The sequence below is a fragment of the Microbacterium sp. MMO-56 genome, from assembly GCF_037146215.1.
GTDB lineage: Bacteria > Actinomycetota > Actinomycetes > Actinomycetales > Microbacteriaceae > Microbacterium.
On record NZ_JBBCVW010000009.1, the window covers coordinates 27,503 to 47,369 of the forward strand.

Consider the following 19,867-nt stretch of genomic DNA (forward strand, 5'->3'; position numbering starts at 1 on the left):
GGAGATGATCCCCCGGTCATGCGCCTCATCCGCCGATGCGGTAGGTCTTCATCTTCCGGTAGACCGTGGCGCGCGAGACGCCCAGGATGTCGGCGGCGCGCACACGGTTGCCGCCGGCCTCCTGGAGCGCCTTGCGGATCGCCTCCAGCTCGACGCGTTCGATCATCGTCAGGTTCTTCGCGCTCTGCATGTTGGCCGGCAGGTCGCCCGCCGTGACGAGCCCCGACTTGCCCGCCGTCACCAGCTGGCGCACGAGGCGACGGAGCTCCTTGACATTGCCGGGCCACGCGTAGGAGCGCAGCAGCGCATGAGCCTCGTCCGTGAGTTCGAGACGCGCGCGCGGCGACAGGGCGGCGACCATCGCACGCCAGAGCTCCGGGAGGTCCTCGGCGCGGGCGCGCAGTGGAGGGACCCAGAGCGGGCGAGCGCCCAGCTGGAGGATGACCGGATCGGCGGCGGCGAGTTCCTCGGCGGAGTACGTCATGATCACGTCGACGTCGGCATGCGCGTCGAGCACCGCGCTGAGCCCGTCCAGCGCGGGCGCATCGAGGGTCTCGACCCCGCGCACGATCACCCGGGAGTGCGCCCCGAAGCTCTCCGACAGCCGTGCGAGCCATTGGCGGGTTCCGAGGATGTGCAGCTCCGCGGCGTTGAGCGTGACGGCTCCGGGGTCGTCGACGGCGTGCTGGGCGAGAGTGAGCTTGCCCACGCCCCGTTCGCCGACGATCAGGACCGGGTCTCCGATGGCGGCGAGCTTGCCCAACTCGCTCGTCAGCGCGAGCCACTGCGCCGAGCGGGTCGGCACCGCTTCGGGCAGGCGGGCTCCGACCTGGTGGACGTGCGAACGCGGCTGATCCCGCAGCGCGACGACGTTGTTGGTGGGGCCGACGGGGGTGAAGTCGAGCAGCACCGTTCCGGAGGTGAGCTGGACCGTATACGAGCCGGACGGCCGGCGCTCCTCGCCGAGGGAGCGCAGGAGAGCCATGTCCTGAGGGGTGAGGGAACCGGCCTGTGCGTTCTGGATCATCGCGCCGTGCGGACCGAACGCGACCACGGGCGTGCGGTGCTCGCGGCTGGCGTCCAGGAAGATGCTGAGCATCTCGCGGGCCTCGGGGTGCTCCACCGAGAGCAGATGCTGCTCGAGGCCGTTGGCGATCGAACGCACGAGGGGGCGCAGCAGTTCGCTGCGCGGGGTCAGATCGCACGAGAGCGTCACGACCGCGACGAGATTGCGCGTGATCGGATGCAGCACGGGGGCGCCGGTGCAGACGGCGTCCTTATAGAAGTCGGCGTAGTGCTCGTCGCCGCTGATCTGCACGGGACGTCCCGAGGCGACGACGGTGCCGACGCCGTTCGTGCCGACGACGTTCTCCGCGAGGACGGCGCCGCGCACCGTTCCGACACGATCCAGGTGCGACTCGGCCTGCCGGTCCTCGAACCAGCGCTGCAGGATCTGGCCTCGCGCGTCGGCCAGCAGCAACGCCAGACCCGTGCCGTCGATGTCGTCGGCGAAGCGCGCCATCGGCGCGCCGAGCATGTCGAGCAGATGCTCGTCGAGCAGCGATTCCGGCACGTGCGGCACGTCGTGGATGTTGCCCGGGTCGCCGAGCGCGACGCGCGAGCGCTGCCACGAGTCGGCGAGCTCGACGTCGCGTCTGGTCGTGTGATCCGGCCGATGTCCGTCGACAGCAGACGTCACGTTGCACCTCCATTGGCGCCTCGGCAGGGTCGGGTGATCGGGTTCGCCCTGCGACATATCGTACGGCCGAACACGCGCATCCGACCCCGTGTCATCGGCGTGCTGCGGCCCTTGGTAAGATCGTAATACGAGAATACGATCTTGAGTTAGATTGTGTCCTGAGAGTTATCCGAACCGCCGCGAAGACGCGGTCGAAAGGAGCACGACCATGTCGCTTGTCGTCGACATCGCGCCGTCCGTCCGGCTGAGAGGCCACGCCGTCCCCACCGGACTGCTGATCGCGGGGGAGTGGCGCCAGACCGATCGCGTCATCCCCGTGGTCAACCCCGCCGACGAGACGGTCATCGGGGCCGTCGCGGACGGCACTGCGGACGACGCGCTGGACGCCCTGGCCGCCGCGACGGCCGCCGCCGCCGAGTGGCGCGCGTGGGCGCCGCGTCGACGCGCCGATCTGTTCCATCGGGCCTACGCCCTGCTCATGGAGCGAGCGGACGCCTTCGCCGACGTCATGGTCCTCGAGAGCGGCAAGCCGCGCGCCGAGGCCGTCGGCGAGTTCGCGCTCTCCACGGGCTTCTTCCTCTGGTACGCCGAGCAGGTCGCGCATCTGCACGGGACGTTCCAGGAGGGCAGCCCCGGTGGATACCGCGTGATCGAGACGCATCAGCCGGTCGGGCCGAGCCTGCTGATCACGCCCTGGAACTTCCCGATGCTGATGTCGGCACGCAAGGCGGGCGCGGCACTGGCGGCCGGATGCACGGTGGTCATGAAGTCCGCGCGGGAGACCCCCTTCACCGCCGCGCTGTTCGCCGCGACCCTGTCGGACGCGGGGTTCCCCGACGGCGTCGTCAACCTGATCCACACGAGCACCTCGGCGGCGGTGTCGTCCGCGGTGATGGCGGACGCGAGGCTGCGGAAGGTGAGCTTCACGGGATCCACCGGCGTCGGAACGACCCTCCTGACGCAGGCGGCCGAGAACATCGTCAACGCCTCGATGGAGCTCGGCGGCGACGGTCCGTTCATCGTGCTCGACGACGCGGACATCGACCTCGCCGTGGAGCAGGCGGCCATCTGCAAGTTCCGCAACGCCGGACAGGCGTGCGTGGCCGCGAACCGGATCATCCTGCACGCGGACATCGCGGCGGAGTTCACCGAGAAGTTCATCGCCCGTGCCGAGGAGCTCGTCGTGGGCGACGGCTTCGCGGAGGGCGTCGACGTCGGTCCGATGATCACCGCGGGTCAGCGTGATCGCGTGCTGGCCCTCGTCGACCGCTTCCGTGCCGAGGGGGCGACCGTGCACACGGGCGGGAGGGCGATCGACCGCCCGGGCTTCTTCCTCGAGCCGACCGTGCTCACGATCGCCGACGGCGCATCCGACCTGTGCAACGAGGAGCTCTTCGCCCCGGTCGCGACGCTGTACACGGTGGACAGCGTCGCGGAGGCGATCGCCTCCGCGAACGACACCCGCTACGGGCTCGCGGGGTACCTCTTCACGCGGGACGTCTCGCGGGCGATCGCGGTGTCCGAGCAGCTCGAGTTCGGCATGGTCGGGGTCAACCGCGGCATCATGGCCGATCCCGCCGCGCCGTTCGGCGGCATCAAGACCTCCGGCCTCGGACGCGAGGGCGGGCACGAGGGCATCTACGAGTTCATGGAGCGCAAGTACATCGCGCTCACGATCGACGAGGCGGCGGCGCGATGAGCACTCCCACGGACGTCACGAACAGCATCGGGCTCGGCCTGCTGCGCCAGCCGGGCACCGTGCTGTTCGGCCCCGGCCAGCGTCGTCAGCTCCCGCACCTCGTCCGCGGGCTCGGCACCTCGGTGCTCATCTGCACCGACGCGCGCATGGCGACGACGGACGAGTTCGCGCAGCTGCGCGCGGGCCTCGACGACGCCGGCATCGCGGTGAGCGTCTTCGACCGGGTGCAGCCCGACCTGCCGCGCGAGGACATCGACGGCCTCGCCGAGGAGTTCGAGGCGGCATCCGTCGACGTGATCGTCGGGCTCGGCGGCGGCAGCTGCCTCGACATGGCGAAGGTCGCGGGGCTCGTCCTCGCACACGGCGGCGACATCAGCCGCTACTACGGCGAGAACCTCGTGCCGAGCCGCGGGCTTCCGGTCATCACGATCCCCACGACGGGCGGAACGGGCGCGGAGGTGACGTGCATCGCCGTCGTCTTCGACGCCGAGCGGGGGATGAAGGTCGGCGTCGCGAGCGAGCACCTCGAGCCGACGATCGCGATCGTCGATCCCGAGCTCACGGTGACGTGCCCTCCCGGTCTGACGGCGGCGACGGGCGCGGATGCCCTCTCGCACCTCGTCGAGTCGTTCACCGACCGGGCGAAGAATCCGAGTCCGCAGGAGATCGTCGACCACCTGTACGTCGGCAAGAACGTGCTGACCGACGTCTTCTGCCGTACCGGCCTGGGCCTGCTCAACACATCGCTCGAGCGCGTCGTCGCGGACCCGTCCGACCTCGACGCGCGGTCGGACACGATGCTGGCGTCCTTCTGCGCCGGCATGGCGATCAACACCGCAGGAACCGCCTCGGCGCACGCCATCCAGTCGCCGATCGGCAACCTCACCCACACGCCGCACGGCATCGGCGTCGGCGCGCTCCTGCCGTACGTCATGCGGTACAACCTGCCGGCGAATCCTGGTGCCTTCGCCGAGCTCGCGGAGGCGCTGGGCGTGCACGACCCGGCAGCCGACGAAGCGGTCAACGGCCGGGCGGGCATCGTCCGCGTCGAGGAGCTGCTCTCGGCGCTCGGCGTGCCTGCGTCGCTGCGTGAGCTCGGGCTCGAGCCGGAACAGTTCGGCTACGTGGCCGATCAGGCGATGCTCGCGACCCGGCTCACCGCGAACAATCCGCGCGAGGTGACCCGGGAGGGGATCATCCGGGTCCTCGAGCGCGGCTACGCGGGTGACAGGTCGTGGTGGGACTGATGCCCGGGCCGCGCACCGTGGCGGTCGCCGGTGCGGGGTCCATCGGGGTGGCGTTCGCGGTGCTCTTCGCCCGGGCCGGCTTCGACGTGCGGGTGTGGGATCCGGTGCCGGGCGCCGCCGCCCGCGCCACGGTGGAGCTGATCGACCGCCTCGCTCTGCTCGACGAGAACGAGCTCCTCGCCGAAGCCCCCGACACCGTCCGCGCCCGTGTCACCTTCCACGAGATCCTGCTGGATGCCCTCGCCGGTGCCGAGCTCGCACAGGAGTGCGTCCCGGAACGACTCGACCTCAAGCGCGAGGTGTTCCAGCAGCTCGGTGCCTACAGCGAGGCCGGGTGCGTCCTGGCGAGCTCGAGCTCGGCGATCGTGGCGAGCGAGTTCGCCACGGCGACGCCGGCCCGCGACCGCGTGCTGATCGCGCATCCCGGGAACCCCCCGTACCTCATCCCCGTCATCGAGCTCGTGCCGTCGCCGCTCACCTCGGCGGAGACGGTCGACCGGGCGCGCGAGATCTACACCGCGGCGGGCCTGCGCCCCGTGCTGGTGCACGCGGAGATCGAGGGGTTCGTCTTCAACCGACTGCAGGGCGCTCTTCTGCGCGAAGCGTACTGTCTGGTGCGCGACGGTGTGGCCACGGTCGATGACATCGACGAAGTGGTGCGCAGCGGCCTCGGGCGGCGGTGGACCTTCATGGGTCCGTTCGAGACGGCGGATCTGAACACCCGCGGCGGCATCGCTTCGCACGCGGAGAAGATGGGGCCCGCGTACGCGAGGATGGGGGCGTCACGCGGGCAGGACGACCCGTGGACGCCGGATCTCGTCGCCGACGTGACCGCGCAGCGACGTGCGGTGCTTCCTCTCGAGGCGTGGGAGGAGCGCGTGCGGTGGCGCGATCAGGAGCTCATGCGGCGGCTCGAGAAGGCCGTCAGTCCAGCGCCGGCCGATGACGCCGGTACTCGATGATCGCGAGATCGCCCGCGAGCCGGATGTGGTGCTCGCAGGCGCTGCGGGCGGCCTGCGGGTCCTGGTGCTCGGCGGCTTCGGCGACGATGACGCGGAGCTCGGACATCGACACCGCCACCCGCTGCTCGTCCACGTAGGCGTAATGGCGGAAGATCCCGATGCGGGTGTGGATGCCGGCCAGGTTCTCCGCCAGGACATCGTTGTGCGCCCCCTCGATGAGAAGCCGGTAGAAGGTGTCCTTCGCGGCGCTGCGTGATGCGACGTCGCCGCGCACATAGGTCGACTCCATGTCCGCCAGGTGGTCGATCAGGGCGCGCCGTTCGGCGTCGTCTGCGCGCTCGGCGAAGAGCTCTCCCGCCAGTCCCTCCAGAACGCGACGCACGTCGTAGAGCTCGCGGATGTCGGCCTCGGAGAGCACCGTCACGATCGGCCCGCGTCCCGGCAGCATCGTGATGAGGCGCTCCGACTCGAGCTGGCGCAACGCCTCCCGCACCACCGTACGGGACACGCCGTACCGTGCGCACAGCGCGTTCTCGAGGAGGCGCTCGCCGGGGTGGAGGACGTCGTCCAGGATGTCCTCGCGGAGCGCCTCGACGACCTTCTGGCGCAACGGCGCCGCGTCGTGCGGCACGGTGCGGCTGGTCGTCGTCATACATTCACTCTAGATCGGAGGCGCCGGCGCGAGGCTGTCCGGGGGTGCTGCACCGCCGCCCGGTCAGGACCCGTCGGGCAGGCCGAGCTCGCGCAGTCTGTCGCGCAGCTGCGCGTCGGAGGGATCCGTCACCGAGGTCCCATCCGGGAAGACGATGTACGGGGTGCTGGTGCGACCGCTCTGGGCCAGGACGAAGGCGGTCGCGTCCGCGTCGGTCGACATGTCGACCCACTCGTAGGGGACCCCTGCGGCGTTCAGGACGGCCGTGGAGCGGCGGCAATCGGCGCACGTGGGGGTTCCGTACACCGTGATCGTGGGAGGAGGCACCGACATGGTCACACGCTATCGCCCGGCTGCGTCGACAGGCAGCGCAGTCTCACATTGAGACCGCTCCGGCGCGAGTGCGACGGCGCCGTCACAGGCGGACCCCTCCGCGCCGGAGATCGGCCTCGATCGCGGCCGCGGCGGCGCACAGCGGAGCGACGATCTCGTCCTCGATCTGGGCGAGGGTGCCGCGCCGCGCGGAGGCCGACACATTGAGCGCGGCGACGACGCGCCCCGAGGCGTCGCGGAGGGGGGCCGCGACGGATCGCAGCCCGAGCTCGAGCTCCTGATCCACGAGCGCCCAGCCGCGCTCGCGCACCTGCGCGAGCACCGCCGCCAGCTCGTCGTGGTCGGTGAGGGTGTGCGGGGTGTGCGCCGGCAGGGGGAGGCCGCGGACGAACTCCTCATCCGTGTACGCGAGCATCGCGCGCCCGAGGGAGGTCGCCGCCGCCGGCAGGCGCGTGCCGACGCCGATCGCGAGCGACATGATCCGCGAGACGACGACGCGCGCGACGTACACGACGTTGTCGTCCTCGAGGACGGCGATCGAGGTCGACTCGCCCGTGCTCAGGGACAGCTGCCGCAGGTGCGGCTCCGCGATCTCCGGCAGTCCGATGCTCGACAGGTAGCCGTAGCCGAGCTCGAGCATCTTTGCGCGCAGGCGGAACTCGCGTCCGTCCGACTCCACGTAGCCCAGGGAGGAGAGGGTGAGCAGCAGTCGGCGCGCCACCGCCCGGTTGAGCCCCGCGCGCGCGGCGACCTGACTCAGCGTCATGCGGGAATGGTCCCGGTCGAACGCGCGGATCACGGCCAGGCCGCGCTCGAGGGACTGCACATGCTCGGTGTCGCGTCGCGCCGGCGCCTCGTCGGGAGTAGTATTCACTATACGCACTTTAGTTCGCATAGCGAACATCGTCAAGAGGCACAGGAGCCGACATGATCAGCAAGTCCGTACCGTCGGCTGCCGCCGCGGTGTCCTCCATCCGCGACGGAGCGACGGTCATGATCGGAGGCTTCGGCCGCGCCGGACAGCCGGTCGAGCTCATCGACGCCCTCATCGCCCACGGCGCGTCCGATCTCACGATCGTCAACAACAACGCCGGCAACGGCGACTCCGGTCTCGCCGCGCTCCTCGCGGCGGGTCGCGTGCGGAAGATCATCTGCTCGTTCCCGCGCCAGCACGATTCGTGGGTCTTCGATGCGCTGTACCGGGAGGGGCGGATCGAGCTGGAGCTCGTGCCCCAGGGGAACCTCGCGGAGCGCATCCGGGCGGCCGGGGCCGGTATCGGTGCGTTCTACACGCCGACGGGCGTCGGCACCCGTCTCGCGGAGGGCCGTGAGGTGCGCACGATCGACGGGCGCGACTACGTCCTCGAGTATCCGATCAGGGCCGACATCGCGCTGATCTCCGCCTGGCGGGCGGACCGCTGGGGAAATCTCGTCTACCGGGGGACCGCGCGCAACTTCGGACCGATCATGGCGACCGCCGCGGCCACCACGATCGCGCAGGTGGACGAGGTGGTCGCCCTCGGTGCTCTCGATCCGGAATCCGTCGTCACTCCGGGGATCTACGTCGACGCCGTGGTGTGCGTGGGCGAGCGGATCTGGCTGACCGATGGCGTCTTCACCGGTGGGGTGGATGTCGACGGCAGACCCGCCGGAAGACCCCTGACGACGGCCGGAGCGAGCGCATGAGCACCTCACCTCTGACCCGCGCAGAGCTCGCCGCGCGCATCGCGGCCGACATCCCGGAGGGGTCGTTCGTGAATCTGGGGATCGGCGCACCGACGCTCGTGGCGGATCATCTGCCGGAGGGGCTCGAGATCGTCCTGCACACGGAGAACGGCCTCCTCGGCATGGGTGGGCGTCCCTCCGCGGAGCGGGTCGACCCCGATCTGCTCAACGCCGGCAAGCTCCCGGTCACCGCCCTGCCCGGTGCCGCCTACTTCCATCAGGCCGACTCGTTCGCGATGATGCGCGGCGGCCACCTCGACGTCTGCGTCCTCGGTGCCTTCCAGGTCTCTCAGTCGGGAGACCTGGCGAACTGGTCGACCGGGGCGGCGGATTCGATCCCCGCGGTCGGCGGCGCGATGGATCTCGCGATCGGTGCCAAGTCCGTCTACGTGATGACCGACCTGCTGACCAAGACCGGCGAGTCCAAGCTCGTCGCGGAGTGCACGTACCCCCTGACCGGTGTCGCGTGCGTGACCCGCGTCTATACCGATCACGCGGTGTTCGACGTGACCCCGAGCGGGTTCGCCGTGCGCGAGGCGTTCGGTGGGAACACCGTGGAGTCGCTGTCGCGTCTGACCGGACTCACCCTGAGAGAAGGAGAGTGATCGTGCCTGCGACCCATGTCTACGACGCCGTCCGCACGCCGTTCGGACGCGGCGGGGGTGCGCTGTCGGGCATCCGGCCCGACGACCTCGCCGCGCTGGTCATGCGTGCGAGCGTCGCGCGCGCGGGTCTGGACCCGGCGCGCATCGACGACGTGATCTTCGGCGATGCGAATCAGGCGGGTGAGGACAATCGCGACGTCGCGCGGTTCGGAGCCCTCCTCGCGGGCTTTCCCACGTCGGTCACCGGGACGACGGTCAATCGGCTGTGCGCATCCTCCCTCGAGGCCGTCGTCCAGGGCGCCCGCGCGATCGAGACGGGCGACGCCGAGCTGGTCCTCGCGGGCGGGGTGGAGTCGATGAGCCGCGCCCCGTTCGTGGTCGAGAAGTCCGCACGTCCGTGGCCGGCGGTGGGCAACCAGACCATGTGGAACACGTCCATCGGCTGGCGGATGGTCAACCCCGCGCTCCCGGCGCCGTGGACGATCTCCAACGGCGAAGCCGCCGAGAAGACAGCCCGCGAGTGGGGGATCAGCCGTGACGATCAGGACGAGTTCGCGGTGCGCTCGCATCGTCTCGCCGCGCGCGCCTGGGCGTCCGGGATCTACGCCGACGAGGTCGTCGCGGTGCCCGGCGTCCCGTTGCTCCGCGACGAGGGCATCCGCGACGACACGAGCACCGAGGCGCTCGCCGGGCTGAAGGCTCTGTTCGCCACGGACGGATCGGTCACCGCCGGGAACTCGTCCTCGATCAATGACGGGGCGTCGGCCGTGCTGCTCGGGCGGGAGGGCGTGCTCGACACCGAGCCCCTGGCGCGGATCTCCGGCCGCGCCGTGCACGGCGTCGATCCCGACGACTTCCCGATCGCGCCGATCGAGGCCGCCCACAAGGCCTTGGCGCGCGCGGGACGCACCTGGGCGGACGTCGACGTCGTCGAGCTCAACGAGGCGTTCGCCGCGCAGTCCCTCGCGTGCATACGCGGGTGGAGGGACCTCGACCCGGACATCGTGAACATCCACGGGGGCGCGATCGCGCTCGGTCATCCGCTCGGGGCCTCCGGAGGACGCATCATCGGTCACGCCGCGCACGAGCTCGCGCGGCGCGGTCGCGGCGTCGCGGTCGTCGCCATCTGCATCGGGGTCGGTCAGGGCATGGCGGTCGTCCTGGAGAGGTGAGCGGCGCCGGCTGCGGCGATTTGTCACGGTCGGTGCGGGACGAGGTTCTTCGGTTGTAATTAATTGAACAGTAAGTTAGTTTGATCCCATCACCTCGACGACGATGAGATAGGACGACGATGTTCACACGACCGTGGCGAGTCACCGTGCTCGCAGCCGCAGCGGCCCTCGCCCTCACCCTGACGGGGTGTCAGTCCGCTGTTCAGCAGCAAGAGGCGTCGCCGTCGGCGTCGCCGGTGGAGGGCGGCACCCTGCAGGTCGCCCAGGCCGGTGACCTGCAGCCGCGCAACGTCCTGGCCGCCCGGGCCGGGAACACCTCGTGGGCCTCGAACGTCTTCGAGACGCTCACCTCCTACGACGCGCAGATGAAGCCTCAGCCGCTGCTCGCGACCGACTGGCGCGTGGCCGACGACTCGATGAGCATCGACATCACCCTGCGGGACGACGTGACGTTCCACACCGGCAGGAAGATGACCGCCGATGACGTCAAGTTCAGCTTCGAAGCCGCCGCGGACCCGCAGTACAGCGCGCAGGTCGGCTACATCGCCCGGTCGTTCCAGTCGATCGACGTCACGAGCGCGACGGAGCTCGTCGTGAACTTCACGGCCCCGACGCCGAACATCTTCGACTTCTTCGAGCAGATCTACATCCTCGACTCCGAGACGGTGGCCGGCCTCGCCGACGGCTCCCAGGTGATCGGAACCGGTCCGTTCGTCTTCGAGAGCTGGACCCCGGGGTCGGAGGCCACGCTCGTGCGCAACGACGCGTACTGGGGTGACAAGCCCTACCTCGACGGCATCGACATCGCCGTCATCTCCGACAGCACCGCGATGCTCAACGCCGTCCGCAGCGACCGCAGCCAGATCGCGCTCTCGATGAGCCCGGTGGACGTGAAGTCGCTCTCGGCGAATCCGTCCTTCACCATCGTGCGCACCGCCGGCGGCGCGTACCCCCTCGGCGTCGACGTGACGCGCGCTCCGTTCGACAAGAAGGAGCCGCGTCAGGCGCTCCAGTACGCGATCGACCGTCAGCGCATCGCCGACCAGGTGTTCGGCGACGCCGGCATCGTGACCGACCTCTTCTGGGACGAGGCCACCCCCGGCTACCCCGCGGATCTCGCCACCCACTACACATACGACCCGGACAAGGCGCGGAAGATGCTCGCGGACTCCGGAGCCGCGGGTGCGGCCGTCGAGGTGACGGTGATCGGCCTGCCCCAGAACACCGGCCTCGCCGAGATCGTGCGCAACAACCTCGAAGAGGTCGGTCTGCAGCCCACCATCGTCGTGCAGGACGCCCAGACCTGGGACAAGAACCAGGTGGCCGGAGAGCTCGGCCAGGCGTTCCTCCCGGTCCACGGGCTCTACAGCCTCGGCCCGGCGACACTGCTGAACACCCTTCCCTCGCTCCGCGAAGGCAACCCCTCGAAGTTCTGGCCGGAGGAGTACGTCGCCCTGCGGAAGGCGGTCACGACCGCGACGGCGGACACGTACGACGACGCGCTCCACGAGCTCACCGCCTACATCCTCGACGAGGCGTTCACGGGCGTCATCGTGCAGGCCGCGGGCCAGGCGGTGCAGTCCACCTCCGTGCACGGCGCCGAGTACAGCTCTCGTGCGTACCTGGAAGCCGGCGCCGCCTTCCTCGCCGACTGACGGACCGGCGCCCGGGGAGGACGCGCGACCGCGCGTCGTCCCCGGGCCCGGCCGGCACACCCTGTCCCTCCCGTTCACCCGCTGCGGCGGAAGGATCCACGCATGCTGCGCTTCCTGGTCAGCAAGATTCCGGCCACCCTCCTCGTCCTGTTCGCCACCTCGATCATCGCGTTCCTCCTGCCGCGCTTCGCGCCCGGCGACCCGGCTCAGACCATCGCCGGTTCGGAGGCGACTCCGGAGCAGGTGGCGGCGATCCGCACCTCGCTCGGACTCGACCAGCCGCTCGTCGTGCAGTACCTCACGTGGCTCGGCGGCGTCTTCCGCGGCGACCTCGGCCAGTCGTACGTCTTCAACCGGCCGGTGGGTGAGCTCATCGCGAGCCGGCTCGACAGCACGGTGCAGCTCGCGCTTCTGGCGGCCGTGTTCATGATCGTGCTCGGGATGGGTCTCGGCATCCTCGGCGGCTCCGCCCGCGGGCGCGGCGCGCGTCTGGCCACCGACGCCGTCAACACGCTGCTCATCGCCACACCCGCCTTCCTCATCGGACTCCTGCTCATCGTCCTCTTCGGCGTGGCATGGCGACTCCTGCCGGTGAGCGGCGAGGTCTCCCTCACCGAGGACTTCGGCATCGGCATCCAGTACCTGCTTCTCCCCGCCCTCGCCCTGGGCCTCGCCCTGGCGCCCGCGGTGGCCCGCCTGCTGCAGACCACGATGCGGTCCACGCGCGGAGAGGAGTTCGTGGACCTCGCCCGGGCGAAGGGCGCCTCGCCCCGACGGGTCACGTATCGCCATGTCCTGCGCACGAGCCTCGGTGCGGCCGTCGTCGCCATCGGACTGCGGATCGGAGAGCTCTTCGGGGGCGCCATCATCATCGAGGCGATCTTCGCCCGGAACGGACTCGGCCAGCTCGCGGTGCAGGCGGTGAACGCGCGGGACTACCAGCTGATCCAGGTGCTGATCATGGCGGCCGTGCTGGTCGCCGTGATCTCACAGCTGCTCACCGAGATCGCGCTCGCCGCGTTGGACCCCCGAGTCAGATTGGATGCCTGAGATGAGTGATCCGCGTCCCACCGGCACGATCGTGTACCCGCCGTCGACGGAGACCCTCCGAGCGGAGCAGCGCCGGCAGCGCCGCGTCACCCTGCCCGTGACGGTGCGCCGGTACGGAGCAGCCTTCCGCACGGCGCGAGGTCTCAGCGGGCTGATCGTCCTCGTCCTGCTGATCGGGGTGGCGCTGCTCGCCCCGGTCCTGTTCCCCGGCGGCTACGACAGGCAGGTGTTCGCGGCCTTCGAGGGCCCGAGCCTCGCACACCCGTTCGGCACCGACGAGATCGGCCGCGACCTCTTCGTCCGCACGATGTACGGCCTGCGCATGGACCTGTCGATCATCGGCGTCGCCGTGCCGATCAGCATGATCGTCGGGACCGCACTCGGACTGCTGGGTGCCCTCTCTCGCTTCGCGGGAACGTTCGTGCAGCGTGTGCTCGACATCATCCTCGGGTTCCCGGGGGTCGTCCTCGGCGTGTGCATCGTGCTCATCATGGGCCCCGGCTGGACGGCCCTGGTGGTCGCGATCGCCGTCAGCGGACTCCCGTCGTTCGGACGCCAGGCGCGCGCGGCGCTGCTCGAGCAGTCCCAGCGCGAGTACGTCGTCGCGGCGCGGACGCTCGGCGTCGGGAGGGGCACGATCCTCCTGCGCCACATCCTTCCCAACGCCATCGACCCCGTTCTCGTCAACGGCGCGATCTTCGTCGTCAGCGCGATCTTCATCGAGGCGGGCCTCAGCATCATCGGCCTCGGAATCCAGCCGCCCGAGCCCTCGCTCGGGTCGCTCCTGAACGTCGGGATGAGGTTCATCGAGACATCCCCGCTGTACGTCCTCGGGCCGACCGTCGTGCTCATCCTGCTCTCCATGGCGTTCAGCCTCATCTCCGACGCCCTCAACGAAACGGTGAACCGCAAATGACCTCACCCACGGAGCCCGTGCTGCGCGTCGACGACCTCGACGTCGTCTTCGACCTGCCGGCCGGACCTCTCACCGCCGTCGACGGCGTGTCCTTCGACCTGCGCCCGGGGCAGATCCTCGGCATCGTCGGCGAGTCCGGCTCCGGCAAGTCGGTCACCTCGAAGTCGCTCATGCGGATGCTGCGTCACCCCGGCCGCGTCGCGGACGGGCGTATCGAGATCCAGGGACGCGATGTGCTCGGCCTCAGCGAGAAGCAGATGCTCGGCGTCCGCGGCAAGGAGATCGCGATGATCTTCCAGGATCCGCAGGCCGCGCTGAATCCCGTGATGCGGATCAAGGACCAGATCGTCGAGGCGATGCTCATCCACGGCGTCGCGCGCGCCGCCGCGCAGGCCCGAGCCATCGAACTGCTCGAGAAGGTGGGGATCCCCGAACCGCTGCAGGCTGCGGAGAAGTACCCGCACCAGTTCTCCGGCGGCATGCGCCAGCGCGTGGTCATCGCGATCGCCCTCGCCAACGATCCGGCGATCCTGATCGCCGACGAGCCCACCACGGCTCTCGACGTCACCATCCAGGCGCAGATCCTCGAGCTCCTCCGTCGCCTGCGAGACGAACTCGGGATCGCGATCGTCTTCATCACCCACGACATGGGTGTCGTGGCGGAGCTGTGCGACGACGTGCTGGTGATGTACAAGGGACGGATCGTCGAGCGTGGTCCCGTGCGCGAGGTCCTCGCGAATCCGGTCGACGCGTACACGCGCAAGCTCATGGCCGCGATTCCCCGGATGGATGCGCCGTTGCGCCACGACGCGCCGACCGAGGCGGCGACCCCGGTTCTGGAGGTGCGCGACCTGCGGGTGGACGTGAACACCCGACGCCGCAGCCTGTTCCGTCCCGCGCAGCCGTTCTTCGCCGTCGACGGCGTCAGCCTCACGGTCGCACCGGGGGAGACGCTGGCCCTCGTGGGCGAGTCGGGGTGCGGCAAGTCCACGCTCTCGCGCACGATCGTCGGGATCAACCAGCCGACCGAGGGGGAGATCCGCGTCGGAGGGGTGTCCGCGGCGGAGATGACCCCGGCGCAGCGGCGCGCGATGGTGCGGTCGATCCAGTACGTCTTCCAGGACCCCTACTCGTCGCTGAACCCCCGACGCACGGCCGGGCAGTCCCTAGAGGAGGCGCTGCGTATCGCGGACGTGCCCGCGCGCGAGGTGCGCGAGCGCAGCGTCGAGCTGCTCGAACGGGTCAGCCTCTCGGCGGAGTATCTGGACCGGTATCCGTGGGCGTTCTCGGGTGGGCAGCGTCAGCGCATCGGCATCGCGCGCGCTCTCGCCTCCGACCCTGACCTGCTTATCCTGGACGAGCCGGTGTCGGCGCTCGACGTGTCGATCCAGGCGCAGATCCTCGATCTGCTCGAGTCGCTGCAGCGGACGTACGGGCTCGCCTATCTGTTCATCTCCCACGACCTCTCCGTCGTCCGGGCGATCAGCCACCGAGTGGCGGTGATGCGGCGAGGCCGGATCGTCGAGACGGGCGACACCGAGCAGATCTACGGCGATCCGCAGCATCCGTACACGCGCACGCTCCTGGCGGCGACGCCCGACGTAGACAAGGTCTTCGCATGACATCCACCACGCACGACGAATCGGACGGTGTCGCGTCGACCGAGGTCTCCGCTCAGCGGACCGACCCGCGCATCGTCCCCCGCGCCCGCGGAGAGATCCGGCGCCAGGAGATCCTCCGCGCGGCGATGACGCTGTTCGCGTCCGGAGGATTCCACTCGGTGAGCCTCGCGGACATCGCCCGGGAGGTCGGGATCACCCAGGCGGCCATCTTCCACTACTTCCCGAACAAGAGCGCCCTGCTGTTGGCGGTGATGCAGCAACGTGAGGAGGAGGGTGCCGCGCGGCGCCAGGAGCGCAAGCGCGCCGGGATGCCCGGGCTCGAGGCCTTCGTCAGCGGTCTTTCCGAGAACGATCTGCATCCCGAGCTGGTGCAGCTGTTCGTGGTGCTCTCCGCGGAGAGCACTGCGCCCGACCACCCCGCGCACGACTGGTTCCGGGCGCGCGACCTCGATGTGCTGGAGCGCAACATCGCGGAGGTGCGGCGGGCCATCGATGAGTCGACGCTCCCCGAGGGCATCACGGCGGAGGTCATCGCGCGCTGGCTGATCGCGATCTCGCACGGCCTCGGCGCGCAATGGGTGGTCGACCCGCAGGCGTTCGACCGTGCCGGCTACGTCCGGCTCTTCCTGACCCTTCTCACCCCCTACCTGCGCGACCCCGGGAGCGCACCCGCGCCATCGGAGGAACCGACGACATGAACCGCCCGAACGTCGTCATCGTCCTCGCCGACGATCTCGGATACTCCGACATCTCCCCGTTCGGCGGGGAGATCGACACCCCCCAGCTCGAGCGTCTCGCCGCGCGCGGTGTCCGTATGACCTCGTACTACGTCACACCCCGCTGCTCGCCCTCGCGCGCCGCCCTGCTCACCGGCCGTCACCCGCACTCCGTCGGCATCGGCGTGCTCACCACCGACAATCGTCCCCGCGGGTACCCCGGGTCCCTCGACCCGGACGTCCCCACTCTCGCGGAGCGCGTGAAGGACGAGGGGTACGCCACCGCCGTCTTCGGGAAGTGGCACCTCGCCAGCGACATGACTGTGCCCAGCGCGACGTGGCCCACACGACGAGGGTTCGACGAGTTCCGCGGGATGCTCCCCGGCGCATCCAGCTACCGGAACCCGCCGATCACCGAGGGCGAACAGCGCGTCGCGGACGCCGACCTCCCGGAGGACTACTACTTCACGGAGGACATCACCCAGAGCGGGGTCGACTTCATCCGGCGGCGAGCGGAGGCCGAGGAGCCGTTCTTCCTGTTCCTCGCGTACACCGCGCCGCATTGGCCGCTGCAGGCCGACGAGTCGGACATCGCGAAGTACCGCGATCGTTTCGGCGTCGGCTGGGCGCGCGTGCAGGCCGAGCGGTTCGCCCGGATGCGTGATCTCGGAGTCGCGTCCGGTGTGGAGCGGTTCGAGGTCGGTGCCGACCTCGACGGATGGCCCGCCGACGCGCGGTGGGAGACGGAGCGGATGGCCGTGTACGCCGCTCAGGTGGAGTCGCTCGACCGAGGCGTCGGCCGGATCCTCGACGCCCTCGAGGTCGCGGGCGTCGACCAGGACACGATCGTCCTCTTCTTCTCCGACAACGGCGGGTGCAGCGAAGAGATCACTCCCGGACGCACGAGCTTCTCCGAGCTCGTGTGCCCTCCCGTCACCCGCGCGGGCGAGGAGGTCGTCGTCGGCAACCACCCGGATCTGATGCCCGGTCCCGCGAACACCTACCAGAGCTACGGCGAGCGATGGGCGACCGTCTCGAACACGCCGTTCCGGATGTGGAAGCGGTGGGTGCACGAGGGCGGCATCTCGACGCCGTTCATCGCGTCGTGGCCCGCGGGAGGCGTGCCGGCGGGGGCCGACATCATGCCGGGCGTCGGCCACATCATCGACATCGTCCCGACCGTGCTGGACGCTATGGGACTGGAGTCCGATCTCGAGGGGGAGTCGCTGCTGCCCGTATGGCGGGGCGAGCCCACCGAGGAGCGGACGCTCTTCTGGGAGCACGTCGGCAACGCGGCGGTGCGTCGCGGACGGTACAAGCTCGTGCGTGAGTGGGGAGGCCCCTGGGAGCTCTACGACATCGCGGTCGACCGGGGGGAGTCGCACGACCTCTCCGCCGCGGAGCCCGCTCTGGCCGCCGAGCTCCTCGCCGAGTACGAGGCGTGGGCGCAGCGCAACGGTGTCATCCCCTGGGAGGACGTGCTCGCGGACCATGTGTCCCGCGGACTCGCTCCGGAACGGGCCATGGGATGAGCGGGCCCGCAGAGCCCGACGCGGAGGTGAGCGTCGCCGATCGCTCGACGGCGGCGCTCCGCCGCGCACCGTTGACGACGGGTGTCGACTACTGGTCCACCCCCGCATCGCCCGCCGACGGGGTGCGGGCTCTTCGCCTGGCGGACGGCCCGCACGGGCTGCGCGTCCAGAACGACGACGCGCCCGATCACCTGGGCATCGGTCGGAGCCTCCCGGCGACGTGCTTTCCGCCCGCCGTCACCCTGGCCTCCTCCTGGGACCCGGAGCTGATCACCGAGGTGGGCCGGGCGCTGGGCGCGGAGGCCGCGGCCCAGGGCGTCGACGTTGTCCTCGGCCCCGGCCTCAACATCAAGCGCAGTCCGCTGTGCGGCCGCAACTTCGAGTACTACTCCGAGGATCCGCTGCTGGCCGGCGTCCTCGCCGGAGCGATGGTCGCGGGCATCCAGTCGCAGGGTGTCGCGGCCTGTCTGAAGCACTTCGCCGTCAACAACCAGGAGACCGATCGTCAGCGGGTGAGTGCCGACGTCGATCGGCGGACCCTCTTCGAGATCTACCTGCGCGCCTTCCAGGTCGCCCTGGAGGTCGAGCCGGCGTGGACGATCATGTCCTCGTACAACCGGATCAACGGCGTGTACGCCTCGGAGAACCCGTTCCTGCTGACCGACACGCTCCGACGGCGGTGGGGCTGGGACGGCGTGGTGGTGTCCGACTGGGGCGCCGTGCACGACCCGGTCGACGCCGTCGGCTCGGGCCTGGATCTGCGGATGCCCGGACGGCCCGACGATGCTCGCGTCGCCGAGGCGGCGAGATCCGGCGCCCTCGCCCCCGAGGTCCTGGAGGCGGTCGCGGAGCGGCTCGCTCTGCTCGGCAGGCGGACGACGCGGGCGGAGGCGCTCGCCGATGCCGCCGATCCCGGCGCGCACCACGACCTCGCGCGGCGCGCGGCCGCGCGCAGCGCCGTGCTCCTGACGAACGACGGCGTCCTGCCGCTGCGTGATCTGGGCGGCGTGCGCATCGCCGTCATCGGCTCCCTCGCCCGCGAGCCGCGGTATCAGGGTGCCGGGAGCTCGGCGGTGAACCCGACGCGCGTCGTGAGCGCGTGGGATTCCCTCCACGCGCGGCTCACGGAGCGTGGCGCCGTCGTGACCTTCGCGCCCGGCTACGCCGTGGACGCCGCCACGATCGACGCCGCCGAAGAGGATCGGGCGGTCGCGCTGGCCGCAGAGGCGGACATCGTCATCGCGTGCGTGGGACTGCCGGGGTCCGCCGAGGCGGAGGGCCGAGACCGCACCTCGATCGAGCTTCCGGAGGTGCAGCGGTCCCTGCTGACGCGTCTCGGGCGCTCCGGCGTCCCGGTCGTGGCATGCCTCAGCAACGGGTCCGCGGTGAGCACGGCGTCGTGGCGGGAGGGTATGGCGGCGATCGTCGAGTTCTGGCTCACCGGCCAAGCCCACGGCGACAGCATCGTCGACGTCCTCGTGGGCGACGTGAACCCCGCCGGGCGGCTGGCCGAGACCGTCCCGCAGCGGCTCCAGGACACCCCGTCCTATCTCTCCTTCCCCGGCGAAGCCGGGCACGTCCGCTACGGCGAGGGGGTGTTCGTGGGATACCGCCACTACGACGCCCTCGGCCTCGCCGTGGACTTCCCCTTCGGGCACGGGTTGTCGTACACGTCCTTCGCGTACGACGAGCTCGAGATCGAGCCGTCCTCGGACCCCTCGTCCGAGGTCGCCCTCACCGTGAGCGCGCGCATCACGAACACCGGGGCGTGCGCCGGCGACGAGGTCGTCCAGCTCTACGTCGCCGAGGACTCCGCGGTGGTCCGGATGCCCGAGCAGCAGCTGCGCGCGTTCTCCCGGGTGCATCTCGCGGCGGGTGCGTCGCGTCGTGTCTCCTTCGCGGTCGCCCGCGACCGGCTCGGCTACTTCGATGTGCGTTCGGACGCGTGGGAGTTCGAGGGCGGCGTGCTCGAGGTGCGGGTCGGAGCATCCTCGAGGGACATCCGTCTGCGCGGCACGGCCGAGGTGGCCGGTCGCGCCGTCTCCGTCCCCCTCACGCTGTGGTCCAGCTTCGGCGAGTGGCTCGCCGATGCCCGACGGGGACCCCGCCTCACGGAGGCGATCGCCGAACGAGGAGGGATCACCGGGCGCATGGCGGACCTGCTCGCGGACGAGGCGGGCAGGGACTCGGTGCTCAGCGTGCCGATGGCATCCCTCACGGAGTTCCCGGGGTTCCCGTTCGATGCGGACGAGATCGTCGCGATGAGCGACGACGTGTGATGA

The 19,867-nt window shown here is 70.4% G+C and carries 17 protein-coding genes; 13 read left to right on the forward strand and 4 right to left on the reverse strand.

Annotated features, from left to right (window positions below):
• Positions 1–25 precede the first annotated feature (25 nt).
• On the reverse strand, positions 26–1,699 hold the full coding sequence (locus tag WFI00_RS09845; RefSeq protein WP_336631866.1) for a sigma-54-dependent Fis family transcriptional regulator: 1,674 nt from the start codon (positions 1,697–1,699) through the stop codon (positions 26–28).
• Positions 1,700–1,907: 208 nt separating this feature from the next.
• Here WFI00_RS09845 and WFI00_RS09850 point away from each other — a divergent pair, with 208 nt between their 5' ends.
• The 3 genes from WFI00_RS09850 to WFI00_RS09860 are packed head-to-tail and all read left to right on the forward strand — an operon-like array spanning position 1,908 to position 5,607.
• A complete protein-coding gene (locus WFI00_RS09850; RefSeq protein WP_336631867.1) occupies positions 1,908–3,398 on the forward strand; it encodes an NAD-dependent succinate-semialdehyde dehydrogenase in 1,491 nt (496 codons plus the stop codon).
• Complete coding sequence (locus WFI00_RS09855; RefSeq protein ID WP_336631868.1) at positions 3,395–4,645, forward strand: iron-containing alcohol dehydrogenase; 1,251 nt, start codon at positions 3,395–3,397, stop codon at positions 4,643–4,645. The genes WFI00_RS09850 and WFI00_RS09855 overlap by 4 nt, the downstream gene beginning before the upstream one ends.
• On the forward strand, positions 4,645–5,607 hold the full coding sequence (locus WFI00_RS09860; protein ID WP_336631869.1) for a 3-hydroxyacyl-CoA dehydrogenase: 963 nt from the start codon (positions 4,645–4,647) through the stop codon (positions 5,605–5,607). Before WFI00_RS09855 ends, WFI00_RS09860 begins: the two co-directional genes overlap by 1 nt.
• Here the strand turns inward: WFI00_RS09860 and WFI00_RS09865 are convergent.
• From WFI00_RS09865 to WFI00_RS09875, 3 genes are all read right to left on the reverse strand, one after another.
• A complete protein-coding gene (locus WFI00_RS09865; protein WP_336631870.1) occupies positions 5,570–6,259 on the reverse strand; it encodes a GntR family transcriptional regulator in 690 nt (229 codons plus the stop codon). The genes WFI00_RS09860 and WFI00_RS09865 overlap by 38 nt on opposite strands.
• 63 nt (positions 6,260–6,322) lie before the next feature.
• Positions 6,323–6,592 carry a glutaredoxin family protein gene (locus tag WFI00_RS09870; protein WP_336631871.1) on the reverse strand — a complete coding sequence of 90 codons (270 nt, stop codon included), beginning with the start codon at positions 6,590–6,592 and terminating at the stop codon, positions 6,323–6,325.
• A gap of 82 nt (positions 6,593–6,674) precedes the next feature.
• Positions 6,675–7,466, reverse strand: a complete 792-nt coding sequence (locus WFI00_RS09875; protein WP_336631872.1) for an IclR family transcriptional regulator domain-containing protein — start codon at positions 7,464–7,466, stop codon at positions 6,675–6,677.
• Between the two features lie 53 nt (positions 7,467–7,519).
• On the opposite strand from WFI00_RS09875, the gene WFI00_RS09880 reads away from it, so the two are divergent.
• The 10 genes from WFI00_RS09880 (at position 7,520) to WFI00_RS09925 (ending at position 19,864) form a co-directional block, all read left to right on the forward strand.
• Entirely contained in the window at positions 7,520–8,278 is a 759-nt protein-coding gene (locus WFI00_RS09880; protein ID WP_336631873.1) for a 3-oxoacid CoA-transferase subunit A, read from the forward strand.
• Positions 8,275–8,922, forward strand: a complete 648-nt coding sequence (locus WFI00_RS09885; protein WP_336631874.1) for a 3-oxoacid CoA-transferase subunit B — start codon at positions 8,275–8,277, stop codon at positions 8,920–8,922. Before WFI00_RS09880 ends, WFI00_RS09885 begins: the two co-directional genes overlap by 4 nt.
• Before the next feature lie 2 nt (positions 8,923–8,924).
• Complete coding sequence (locus WFI00_RS09890; RefSeq protein WP_336631875.1) at positions 8,925–10,094, forward strand: thiolase family protein; 1,170 nt, start codon at positions 8,925–8,927, stop codon at positions 10,092–10,094.
• A 119-nt stretch (positions 10,095–10,213) separates the two neighbouring features.
• Positions 10,214–11,749, forward strand: a complete 1,536-nt coding sequence (locus WFI00_RS09895; protein ID WP_336631876.1) for an ABC transporter substrate-binding protein — start codon at positions 10,214–10,216, stop codon at positions 11,747–11,749.
• A gap of 102 nt (positions 11,750–11,851) precedes the next feature.
• A complete protein-coding gene (locus tag WFI00_RS09900) occupies positions 11,852–12,799 on the forward strand; it encodes an ABC transporter permease (protein WP_336631877.1) in 948 nt (315 codons plus the stop codon).
• Between the two features lies 1 nt (position 12,800).
• A complete protein-coding gene (locus WFI00_RS09905; protein ID WP_336631878.1) occupies positions 12,801–13,715 on the forward strand; it encodes an ABC transporter permease in 915 nt (304 codons plus the stop codon).
• Positions 13,712–15,337, forward strand: coding sequence for an ABC transporter ATP-binding protein (locus tag WFI00_RS09910; RefSeq protein WP_336631879.1), 1,626 nt, complete (start codon positions 13,712–13,714; stop codon positions 15,335–15,337). The genes WFI00_RS09905 and WFI00_RS09910 overlap by 4 nt, the downstream gene beginning before the upstream one ends.
• A complete protein-coding gene (locus tag WFI00_RS09915) occupies positions 15,334–16,035 on the forward strand; it encodes a TetR/AcrR family transcriptional regulator (RefSeq protein ID WP_336631880.1) in 702 nt (233 codons plus the stop codon). The genes WFI00_RS09910 and WFI00_RS09915 overlap by 4 nt, the downstream gene beginning before the upstream one ends.
• Positions 16,032–17,585: an arylsulfatase gene (locus WFI00_RS09920; RefSeq protein ID WP_336631881.1), complete on the forward strand. Its 1,554-nt coding sequence runs from the start codon at positions 16,032–16,034 to the stop codon at positions 17,583–17,585. Before WFI00_RS09915 ends, WFI00_RS09920 begins: the two co-directional genes overlap by 4 nt.
• Positions 17,582–19,864 (forward strand): beta-glucosidase family protein, encoded by a 2,283-nt coding sequence (locus WFI00_RS09925; RefSeq protein ID WP_336631882.1) that lies wholly within the window; start codon positions 17,582–17,584, stop codon positions 19,862–19,864. The genes WFI00_RS09920 and WFI00_RS09925 overlap by 4 nt, the downstream gene beginning before the upstream one ends.
• Positions 19,865–19,867 lie beyond the last annotated feature (3 nt).